General features: G+C 60.9%; 10 protein-coding genes and 1 pseudogene. 8 read left to right on the top strand and 3 right to left on the bottom strand.

Annotation, left to right across the window (positions count from 1 at the left end; translation table 11 throughout):
- Positions 1–140 precede the first annotated feature (140 nt).
- Positions 141–1,235, bottom strand: a complete 1,095-nt coding sequence (gene apbC / locus ACNQPL_RS23950; protein ID WP_346614419.1) for an iron-sulfur cluster carrier protein ApbC — start codon at positions 1,233–1,235, stop codon at positions 141–143.
- A 156-nt stretch (positions 1,236–1,391) separates the two neighbouring features.
- Here apbC and metG point away from each other — a divergent pair, with 156 nt between their 5' ends.
- The 7 genes from metG (at position 1,392) to ACNQPL_RS23985 (ending at position 7,100) form a co-directional block, all read left to right on the top strand.
- Positions 1,392–3,437 carry a methionine--tRNA ligase gene (gene metG / locus ACNQPL_RS23955; RefSeq protein ID WP_346614420.1) on the top strand — a complete coding sequence of 682 codons (2,046 nt, stop codon included), beginning with the start codon at positions 1,392–1,394 and terminating at the stop codon, positions 3,435–3,437.
- A gap of 90 nt (positions 3,438–3,527) precedes the next feature.
- Positions 3,528–4,076 (top strand): Rnf-Nqr domain containing protein, encoded by a 549-nt coding sequence (locus ACNQPL_RS23960; RefSeq protein WP_346614421.1) that lies wholly within the window; start codon positions 3,528–3,530, stop codon positions 4,074–4,076.
- 9 nt (positions 4,077–4,085) lie between these two features.
- Positions 4,086–5,060 (top strand): RnfABCDGE type electron transport complex subunit D, encoded by a 975-nt coding sequence (locus ACNQPL_RS23965; protein ID WP_416468076.1) that lies wholly within the window; start codon positions 4,086–4,088, stop codon positions 5,058–5,060.
- Positions 5,057–5,659: an RnfABCDGE type electron transport complex subunit G gene (locus tag ACNQPL_RS23970; protein WP_416468077.1), complete on the top strand. Its 603-nt coding sequence runs from the start codon at positions 5,057–5,059 to the stop codon at positions 5,657–5,659. Before ACNQPL_RS23965 ends, ACNQPL_RS23970 begins: the two co-directional genes overlap by 4 nt.
- Positions 5,652–6,176, top strand: coding sequence for an Rnf-Nqr domain containing protein (locus ACNQPL_RS23975; protein ID WP_416468078.1), 525 nt, complete (start codon positions 5,652–5,654; stop codon positions 6,174–6,176). Before ACNQPL_RS23970 ends, ACNQPL_RS23975 begins: the two co-directional genes overlap by 8 nt.
- Before the next feature lie 4 nt (positions 6,177–6,180).
- Entirely contained in the window at positions 6,181–6,819 is a 639-nt protein-coding gene (gene nth / locus ACNQPL_RS23980; RefSeq protein WP_346614425.1) for an endonuclease III, read from the top strand.
- A gap of 104 nt (positions 6,820–6,923) precedes the next feature.
- Complete coding sequence (locus ACNQPL_RS23985; RefSeq protein ID WP_346614426.1) at positions 6,924–7,100, top strand: PA3496 family putative envelope integrity protein; 177 nt, start codon at positions 6,924–6,926, stop codon at positions 7,098–7,100.
- A 49-nt stretch (positions 7,101–7,149) separates the two neighbouring features.
- Here the strand turns inward: ACNQPL_RS23985 and ACNQPL_RS23990 are convergent.
- Positions 7,150–7,777 (bottom strand): annotated as a pseudogene (locus tag ACNQPL_RS23990) (response regulator).
- A 365-nt stretch (positions 7,778–8,142) separates the two neighbouring features.
- On the opposite strand from ACNQPL_RS23990, the gene ACNQPL_RS23995 reads away from it, so the two are divergent.
- A complete protein-coding gene (locus tag ACNQPL_RS23995; RefSeq protein WP_416468079.1) occupies positions 8,143–8,649 on the top strand; it encodes a hypothetical protein in 507 nt (168 codons plus the stop codon).
- 67 nt (positions 8,650–8,716) lie between these two features.
- Here the strand turns inward: ACNQPL_RS23995 and ACNQPL_RS24000 are convergent, their stop codons facing one another.
- Positions 8,717–9,934, bottom strand: coding sequence for an argininosuccinate synthase (locus tag ACNQPL_RS24000; RefSeq protein WP_346614429.1), 1,218 nt, complete (start codon positions 9,932–9,934; stop codon positions 8,717–8,719).
- Between the last annotated feature and the right edge of the window lie 322 nt (positions 9,935–10,256).

The following is a 10,256-nucleotide window of genomic DNA, read 5'->3' on the forward strand; positions in this document are numbered from 1 at the left end:
GTCCAGAAGCGGCCTTGCCGGCGCACCGGACCGGTCGGAAAGGGGTGCGAAGCGCCCCCAAGCGATGTGATCCAACCACATAGTGCTGGGGCCGCTTTGCGGCCCTTTCGCGGCACAAGGCCGCTCCCACAAAAAATGCGTCAGTCTTCGCTGATGGTAATGCTCGGCATAGCGGGTGCCGCCGCTTCTTGCAAGACGATCCGTGCACCCACCTGGCGGGCGAGTTCCTGGTAGACCATGGCAATCTGGCTTTCCGGCTCGGCAATCGCCGTGGGCTTGCCGCTGTCGGCCTGCTCGCGGATCAGCATCGACAACGGCAACGATGCCAGCAAGTCGACGCCATACTGACTCGCCAGCTTCTCGCCGCCACCTTCACCGAACAGGTGCTCGGCATGGCCGCAGTTGGAGCAGATGTGCACCGCCATGTTCTCGACCACGCCCAGCACCGGGATGTTGACCTTGCGGAACATCTCCACGCCTTTCTTCGCATCCAGCAGCGCCAGGTCCTGCGGCGTGGTCACGATCACCGAACCCGCCACCGGGACCTTCTGCGCCAGCGTCAGCTGGATATCGCCGGTACCCGGCGGCATGTCGATAACCAGGTAATCGAGGTCGTCCCAAGCCGTCTGGGTGACCAATTGCAGCAGCGCACCAGACACCATCGGGCCACGCCATACCATCGGCGTGTTGTCATCGGTGAGAAATGCCATCGACATGACCTCGACACCATGCGCCTTGATCGGCACGAACCACTTCTGCTCGCGAATCTGCGGCCGGGTGCCTTCGGCGATACCAAACATCACACCCTGGCTGGGGCCGTAGATATCGGCGTCGAGGATGCCCACCCGGGCCCCTTCGCGGGCCAGGGCCAAGGCCAGGTTGGCGGCCGTGGTCGATTTGCCGACACCGCCCTTGCCCGAGGCCACGGCGACGATGTTCTTGACGTTGGCCATGGCCGGCACCTGGGCCTGGGCCTTGTGCGCGGCGACCACGCAGTCGATCGATACCTGGGCCGAACTGACACCGTCGAGGTTCTCGATCGCGGTCTGCAACACCTGGGCCCAGCCGTTCTTGAACAGACCAGCGGCATACCCCAGTTGCAACTGCACAGCGACCTGCCCGCCCTGGATATCGATGGCGCGCACACAGCCGGCGCTGACCGGGTCCTGGTTCAGATAAGGGTCGGTGTACTGGCGAAGCACGCCTTCGACGGCGGCACGGGTGACGGCACTCATGGAGGCTCCCATTGGCAAACGGATAGTCAAACAGACGCCTATCCTAACCCGTCAATCGTCAGCAGTTGCGTCCATGGGGTGAAATATATTCGCCGGCCCTTTATAGTGGCCGATCACCCTCATTTTTACCCGAGCCATATAAGTAGCCGAGCCACCATGTCCGAGCCACGCCAGATTCTCGTCACCAGCGCCCTGCCCTATGCCAATGGGTCCATCCACCTTGGCCATATGCTTGAGTACATTCAGACGGACATGTGGGTTCGCTTCCAGAAAATGCGCGGCAACCAGTGCATCTATGTCTGCGCCGACGACGCCCACGGTTCGGCCATCATGCTGCGCGCCGAAAAGGAAGGCATCACCCCGGAGCAGCTGATCGCCAACGTCCAGGCCGAGCACAGCAGCGACTTCGCCGACTTCCTGGTGGATTTCGACAATTTCCACTCCACCCACAGCGACGAAAACCGCGAACTGTCGGGCATGATCTACTCGCGTCTGCGCGACGCCGGGCACATCGCCACCCGTTCGGTCACCCAGTACTTCGACCCTGAGAAGGGCATGTTCCTGGCCGACCGCTTCATCAAGGGCACCTGCCCCAAGTGCGCGGCCGAAGACCAGTACGGCGACAACTGCGAAAAATGCGGTGCCACCTACGCGCCGACCGAGCTGAAGAACCCCAAGTCGGCAATCTCCGGCGCCACGCCGGTGCTGCGCGACTCGCAGCACTTCTTCTTCAAGCTGCCGGACTTCCAGGCCATGCTGCAGCAGTGGACCCGCAGCGGCACGCTGCAGGACGCCGTGGCCAACAAGCTGGCCGAATGGCTGGACGCCGGCCTGCAGGAATGGGACATCTCGCGTGACGCGCCGTACTTCGGCTTCGAGATCCCGGGCGAGCCTGGCAAGTACTTCTACGTGTGGCTGGATGCCCCGATCGGCTACATGGCCAGCTTCAAGAACCTGTGCGCACGCCGCCCTGAGCTGGACTTCGATGCGTTCTGGAACGAAGGCTCGAAAGCCGAGCTGTACCACTTCATCGGCAAGGACATCGTCAACTTCCACGCCCTGTTCTGGCCAGCCATGCTCGAAGGCGCAGGGTTCCGCAAGCCGACCGCGGTCAACGTGCACGGTTACCTGACCGTCAACGGCGCCAAGATGTCCAAGTCGCGCGGCACCTTCATCAAGGCCCGCACCTACCTGGACCACCTGCAGCCTGAATACCTGCGTTACTACTACGCCGCCAAGCTCGGCCGTGGCGTCGATGACCTGGACCTGAACCTCGAAGACTTCGTGCAGAAGGTCAACTCGGATCTGGTTGGCAAGGTGGTAAACATCGCCAGCCGCTGCGCCGGCTTCATTCACAAGGGCAATGACGGCGTGATGGTTGCCGGCGACGCTGCGCCAGAGCTGAGCGAAGCGTTCCTCGCTGCGGCCCCGTCCATCGCCGAAGCCTACGAGGCCCGTGACTTTGGCCGTGCCATGCGCGAAATCATGGCCCTGGCTGACCGTGCCAATGCCTGGATCGCCGACAAGGCTCCGTGGTCGCTGGCCAAGCAGGAAGGCAAGCAGGACGAAGTCCAGGCAATCTGCGCTCAGGGCATCAACCTGTTCCGCCAACTGGTGATTTTCCTCAAGCCGGTCCTGCCGGTACTGGCCGCCGACGCCGAGGCGTTCCTCAATGTCGCGCCGCTGCACTGGAACGACCACCAGTCGCGCCTGGAAAACCACACGCTCAACCCGTTCAAGGCACTGATGAGCCGCATCGAACCGGCCAAGGTCGAAGCCATGATCGCCGCCAGCAAGGAAGACTTGCTGGCAGCTGGCGGCCAGGCCCAGGCACCCGCCGGCAACGGCGAACTGGCCAAGGACCCGCTGTCGGCGGAAATTGAATTCGACACCTTCGCCGCCGTCGACCTGCGCGTAGCGCTGATCGTCAAGGCCGAAGCGGTGCCGGGTGCCGACAAGCTGCTGCAGCTGACCCTGGATATCGGTGACGAACACCGCAACGTGTTCTCGGGCATCAAGTCGGCCTACCCCGACCCATCCAAGCTTGAAGGCCGCCTGACCATGATGGTCGCCAACCTCAAGCCACGCAAAATGCGCTTCGGTGTGTCCGAGGGCATGGTCATGGCGGCAGGACCTGGCGGTGAAGAGATCTACCTGCTCAGCCCGGACAGCGGCGCCAAGCCTGGCCAGCGCATCAAGTAACCTCCCCCGCCCCGGCCTCAGTGCCGGGGCTTTTTCATCCCCTCGCGCATTACCGGACATCGCCAGCGATTCCCGGCTATCGTCATTGGCATGAATGACCATGCCCTGGTTCTGGTCAGCGCAGCGCTGCTCAGCCATCTGCTTTTGCAACAACAGCCGGCCTCACGACTGCGCCTGCACGTGTGCGGCCTGGCGTGCGCCTTGTCGATCGTGTTTGGGGTCACCGGGGGGCAACTGCTCGAGCGTCTGCTCGTGGTGCCTTGGCAATTGCAGAACCTGCGCTTGTTCCTGCTGCTGCCTTGGATGGCACTGCTCGCCTGGGGTGTAACGCGAACACTGGCAAGGTTACGGCCTGATTGGCCAACAGCAGACCTGGCCTGGCCGATAGCAACCAATGCCTTGCTGCTGGGCCTTGCATTGCAGGTCATCGGCGAGCACCGTGGATGGCTTGCCGCGCTGGGTTACGGCTCAGTCGCCGGGATGGGTTTCTGGCTGGCCCTGGTGCTTTTTGCTGACCTGATGCAGCGGTGCGAACACCCTGACGTGCCGAACGCATTGCGCGGCCTGCCTGTCACTTTGCTCTGCGCAGGTGTCATGGCCCTCGCGATCTCGGGCCTCAACGGCTTACTCGGGCAGTGAGACTGGCTCATGACCACACCTGACCCACGGCTGCTGCGCGACGCAATGGGCCTGGTGCTGCTGGCCTGTCTTCCTGGTTTGCTGGCATCGTTCTGGCTGTTGGGGTGGGGCCTGCTGTTCAGCCTGCTGCTGTGCATGCTCGCTGCAGCCTGCTGCGAAGCTGCGTGCCTGACGCTTCGAGGCCGGCCTGTGGCAACGGCACTGAGCGACGGTAGCGCGTTGGTGAGCGCAGTACTGCTGGCGCTCGCCCTGCCCACCCAGGCGCCTTGGTGGTTACCGGTGATTGCCGCCACCATCGCTATTGGCCTGGGTAAGCAAGCCTTCGGCGGCGTGGGACGCAACGCGTTCAACCCGGCGATGGTCGGCTATGCCTTCGTGCTGCTGAGCTTCCCGCTGCAGATGAGCCATTGGCCCGCGCAGTCGCCAGGTTTTTTCGACAGCTTGAACCTGGTGTTTGGCAGTCGCGAACAGATTGATGCATGGGCCGGGCCGACCGTGCTCGATGGCCTTCGCCACAACCTCAGCCTGACCATCGATGAACTGTTCGCCCATCACCCGGGCTTCGGCCATTTCGGCGGCCGCGGCATTGAATGGGTGAACCTGGCGTTTCTTCTGGGCGGGATGTTTCTGATACAGCGCAAGGTCTGCAGCTGGCATGCCCCGGCAGGCCTGCTGGCCGCGTTGTTCGTGTTCAGCTTGCTGGGCTGGAATGGCTCAGGCTCGGACTCCAATGGCTCGCCACTGCTGCACCTGTTCTCGGGCTCGACCATGCTGGCGGCATTTTTCATTGCCACCGAACCGGTGTCCGGCCCCAAGGCCGGTTTGGCAAAGTTGATGTTCGGCGTTGGCGCCGGCGCGCTGATCTACGTGATCCGTACCTGGGGTAGTTACCCGGATGGCACTGCGTTTGCCATTCTGCTGATGAACCTTGCAGCCCCGGCGCTCGACCGGCTTGCCACCCGGCAACAGCAGGCCGCACCATGAACCGCCCTGTGCGCAGCGCATTGTGGGTGTTGCTGGTCGGGGGGCTGGCTTTGCTGGCCACGGTTGCCTGGCAGCAATTTACCCGAAAGCCCATTGCCGATGCCGAACAGCAACTGCAAGCCCGCCAGTTGCTCGCTGTTCTGCCTGGCCAAAGCTACGACAACAGCCCATTGAGCAACCCTCTGCCGCTGTCGGGGGCGCAGCCACCGAAGAGCCGTATATTGGCCGCGTATCGTGCGACCCGTGGCACGGCGGCTACAGCGTTGATCCTGGTGAGCCAGGTACAGGGTTATGCCGGGCCCATACGGCTGAGCATTGCCATCGCTGCGGATGGCCGCCTGATCGGCACCCGAGTGATCGATCAACAGGAGAGCCCCGGCCTGGGTGGGCGCATCAGTGACCCGCAGGTGAATTGGCTGGCGCAGTTCGCCAACCGTCGGCTTGATGCCCGCTGGGCACTCAAGCGCGACCAGGGCGACTTCGATCAATTGGCGGGAGCCACCGTCACCTCGCGCGCGGTCATCGAGGCACAGCACGACGCATTGCGCTACGTTGATCAACATCGCACGCAGCTGCTCGGGGGGCCTGGACATGACTAGGTTCTACTTGCTGGTGGCAAGCCTTGCGCCGCTGCTGGGCGCTACCCGGACATTCATGCAAGCAGCGGTCATCGGCATCAGCATGCTGCTGCTGACAGTGCTGCACCAGACGATGCTGCACCCTCTTCGGCCAAGGCTCGACAGAGCGATGTATGGGCTGGCGAGCCTGCTGATGGTGGCTGCCGTGGCCTGTTGCCTGCAACTGACCCTGCGCGCCTGGGCGCTGCCGCTTGCCTTGGTGCTCGGCGACTTCCCGGCACTGATCTGCCTTCAATGCCTGGCTATGGACCGCCTGCTGCCTGAGCAGGGCCGCTGGCGCCATCTGAGTATGCATCTGGCTGGCTTGCTGGGCCTGTGCCTGTTGCTCGGTGCCAGCCGCCAATGGCTGGAAAATGGCCTGAACCTGCACATCGCCAGCCTGGCGCCTGGCGCGCTACTACTGCTCGGTTTGCTGTTGGCCTTGTACAATCGCCTGCGTCCGGGCCCAGCCCCCTCACGTCGTCAAGGAAAGCGTTGACCCCATGAATGCCGCCAAACGCCTGGAGATCTTTCGCAGGCTGCACGAAGATAACCCCGACCCCAAAACGGAACTGGCTTATACGACGCCTTTCGAGTTGCTGGTCGCCGTTACCCTCTCTGCACAGTCCACCGATGTCGGCGTCAACAAGGCCACCGCCCGCCTGTTCCCGGTTGCCAATACCCCGCAAGCCATCTACGCGCTCGGCGTCGAAGGTTTGAGCGAGTACATCAAGACCATCGGGCTGTATAACAGCAAAGCGAAGAACGTCATTGAAGCTTGCCGCTTGCTGATCGAGCGCCACGACGGTGAAGTGCCGCAGACCCGCGAAGCACTGGAGGCGCTGCCGGGCGTGGGCCGCAAGACCGCCAACGTGGTGCTCAACACCGCATTCCGCCAGCCCACCATGGCAGTCGATACGCATATTTTCAGGGTGAGCAATCGCACAGGTATCGCACCTGGCAAGACGGTCTTGGAGGTCGAGAAGAAATTGCTCAAGTTCGTGCCCAAGGATTACCTGCTCGATGCGCACCACTGGCTCATCCTGCATGGGCGCTACGTGTGTCAGGCGCGCAAGCCCCGCTGCGGCAGTTGCCGCATTGAGGACTTGTGCGAGTACAAGCTGAAAACGTCGGACGATTGACCCGATAGTGAATAGGTAGCGGTTTCGATTGAAAAAATCTTTTTTACCAATGTTCGCTTTCTGGTTATAAGGACGGCCAATGGCCCTTTGGCTTGGAGCGACTCATGAGTACCGATAAAGACGAGCTGTCGATCGAAGATGACTTTGCCACCACTGACGATGATGCCGAGCCCCAGGTAGAACCCGCCAAGACCAACCTGAGCAAGCGCCGGACCATCGACAACCTCCTCGAAGAACGACGCCTGCAGCGGCAACTCGCCGATTTCGACTACGACCTGTAGCCCGGACCAAAAAAAGCCTCCCACGTGGAGGCTTTGCGCTTCTCGGCTGTCAGGTAAGGCCATGCCGCTGAGCAAGCTCGATCAGGTCCACCAGCGAATGCGCGTTGAGCTTGAGCAGCAAACGGGTCTTGTAGGTACTGACTGTCTTGTTGCTGAGGAACATGCTGTCGGCGATGTCCTTGTTGGATTTGCCGCGCGCCAGCTGCTGCAGCACCATCATTTCCCGCGCTGAAAGGCGGCTGACCATCTCGGTCTCACTAACCCCCCCCCACTTGCCCGCGTGACTTGTGCAAAGCCTGGTTGGGGAAATAGCTGTAGCCCGACAACACGGCCTTGATTGCGCTGAGCAGTTCGGTGAGCTCCTGTTGCTTGCACACATAACCTGACGCCCCCGCCTGCATGCAGCGCATCGAGAAATGCCCCGGCGATTGTGAAGTAAGCACCAGCACACGGCTGCACGGGCTGGCCGAAGCCATGCGGGCAATCACCTCGAGCCCGTCAAGTTTGGGAATGCCGATATCAAGCACCACGATATCCGGCAGGTGCTCCCGGGTAAGCTGCAAGGCCGCCACGCCGTTGTCGGTTTCCGCGACCACATCGTAGCCATGCCGCTCCATCAGCATGCGCACTGCCAAGCGTATGACCGGATGATCATCCACGATAAGGACTTTATTCATGCGAGATCCATTCATTCATTATTTTGCGTTGACGTCGGGACACCATAACCGAGCAGGGGGTTCAATGGCGTGTCAATTTCCCGCGCAAACAGACGAATAGATCAACCTTACATCGCTTTCGGAATTTTCCTACAGGATAAAAATTTACCCCCAAGCATAGATGCATATTTTTCCGTTCACTTGAAGCGTCTGAATATCAAACGGCATGACAGGAAAAATCCGTTGCATTGGCGGGTTTAGCCAACCACAAATGGGTCAATCCAGCAGCTCGACGTCGGGATCAATTTCACCGTCCGGAAACAGTCCATCATTTAGTTGATCGCCTCGCTAGGGTATTGATTGAAAAACCGCAGGAGGCCCCCATCATGACTGCAACCCAGCCCGCAGCCCCACTGACGATCATCGCCATCTTCGCCGGGATCATCGAGTCCTCTGCACTGGCAACTCTTCCATTTCTCAGCGAAAAAAGTCAGGGACTCTACACTTGGTTTCTCGTGGGGTTTCCGTTTTTTCTTACCGCGCTTTTTTTCCTGACACTCAACTTCAATTACAAGTCACTCTACAAACCCGAAGAAGCGCGTACCTCAACTGAGCCTGCTACAGCACATGCCACAATTGATGCTCAACCATTGACGACCCAGTCTGATCGACTCAACGAAAACCCTGAACCATCCTCATCCGCAGTACAGCCTGTGACGCTCATGCTGTCCGGCCCCGATGCACAGAAACTGATCCAGGAACATCTACTGCGTGCCGTTTCAGAACCTCAACCCGTGGGCGCCAACTGGATATTTTGCAACTTGGACGATCAACAGTGTTTTCGCCTGTCAATAAGCGAGCTACCGGAAAGTGCGGCTCAGCTGATGAAGTGAATGTACGGCTTTTCGCGCCAAAAAAAACCCCGGCCGGAGCCAGGGTTCTTTCAACAGCCTTAGGCGCTTAGAGCATCCCGCGGCCTTTGTTCGCAGCAATACGCATGCGCAGTGCATTCAGCTTGATGAAGCCAGCAGCATCCGCCTGGTTGTAGGCGCCGCCGTCTTCTTCGAAGGTCGCGATGTTGGCATCGAACAGCGAGTCGTCCGACTTGCGCCCGACAACGGTGACATTGCCTTTGTACAGCTTCAGGCGCACAACGCCGTTCACGTTGACCTGCGAAGCGTCGATCATCTTCTGAAGCATCAGGCGCTCCGGGCTCCACCAGTAGCCGGTGTAGATCAGGCTGGCGTACTTGGGCATCAGCTCATCTTTCAGGTGAGCGACTTCACGGTCCAGGGTGATCGATTCGATGGCGCGGTGAGCCCTGAGCATGATGGTGCCGCCCGGGGTTTCGTAGCAGCCGCGCGACTTCATGCCGACGTAACGGTTTTCCACGATATCCAGGCGGCCAATGCCGTTGGCACCGCCGATGCGGTTCAGGTCGGCAAGGACGGTGGCTGGGCTCTTCTCGACGCCGTCGATGGCGACGATGTCACCATTGCGGTAGGTCAGCTCGATGTAGGTTGCCTGGTCCGGTGCGTTCTCTGGCGAGACGCTCCAGCGCCACATGTCTTCTTCGTGCTCGGTCCAGGTATCTTCCAGGACACCGCCTTCATAGGAGATGTGCAGCAGGTTGGCGTCCATCGAGTACGGCGATTTCTTCTTGCCGTGACGCTCAATCGGGATGCCGTGCTTCTCGGCGTAATCCATCAGCTTTTCGCGGGACAGCAGGTCCCACTCGCGCCATGGGGCGATGACCTTGACGCCTGGCTTGAGCGCATAGGCACCCAGCTCGAAACGTACCTGGTCGTTGCCTTTGCCGGTGGCGCCATGGGAAATGGCGTCAGCGCCGGTTTCGTTGGCGATTTCAATCAGGCGCTTGGCGATCAGCGGGCGGGCGATGGACGTACCCAGCAGGTACTCGCCTTCGTAGACGGTGTTGGCGCGGAACATCGGGAAGACGAAATCACGCACGAATTCTTCGCGCAGGTCGTCGATGTAGATCTCTTTGACGCCCATTGCCTGGGCTTTGGCGCGAGCCGGCTCGACTTCTTCGCCCTGACCCAGGTCAGCGGTGAAGGTCACCACTTCGCAGTCGTAGGTATCCTGCAGCCACTTGAGAATCACCGAAGTATCAAGGCCGCCGGAATACGCCAGTACGACCTTTTTTACGTCCGCCATGCCATCACTCCACGGGGTTGTACGGAAAGGGATCGATTCTACCGGCGTTACGGATAAATTTACAGTGGGGCGACAGCTTGTGACGACAAAGCGACAGGAAGTGTCGAGGGGGCGACGTGGGGGGGTGGTTGGGTTGGTGGGGGTGGGAGGTGTATGGGTGGAGGAGGTGTGGCTAGCGGGTGCATGCCTGGAGGGGGTTGGCGCATGTGAGATCGAGCGCCGCCCGCGCGGCGCATCGCGGGCAAGCCCGCTCCTACATTTGTTGCAACGCGCCGTTCCAGTCAGGCCATGGTTGTTCGCCTTGGCGCATGGCTGAAGACAG

Origin of the sequence: Pseudomonas sp. LFS044 (assembly GCF_047978245.1) — a bacterium.
Taxonomy (GTDB): Bacteria; Pseudomonadota; Gammaproteobacteria; order Pseudomonadales; family Pseudomonadaceae; genus Aquipseudomonas.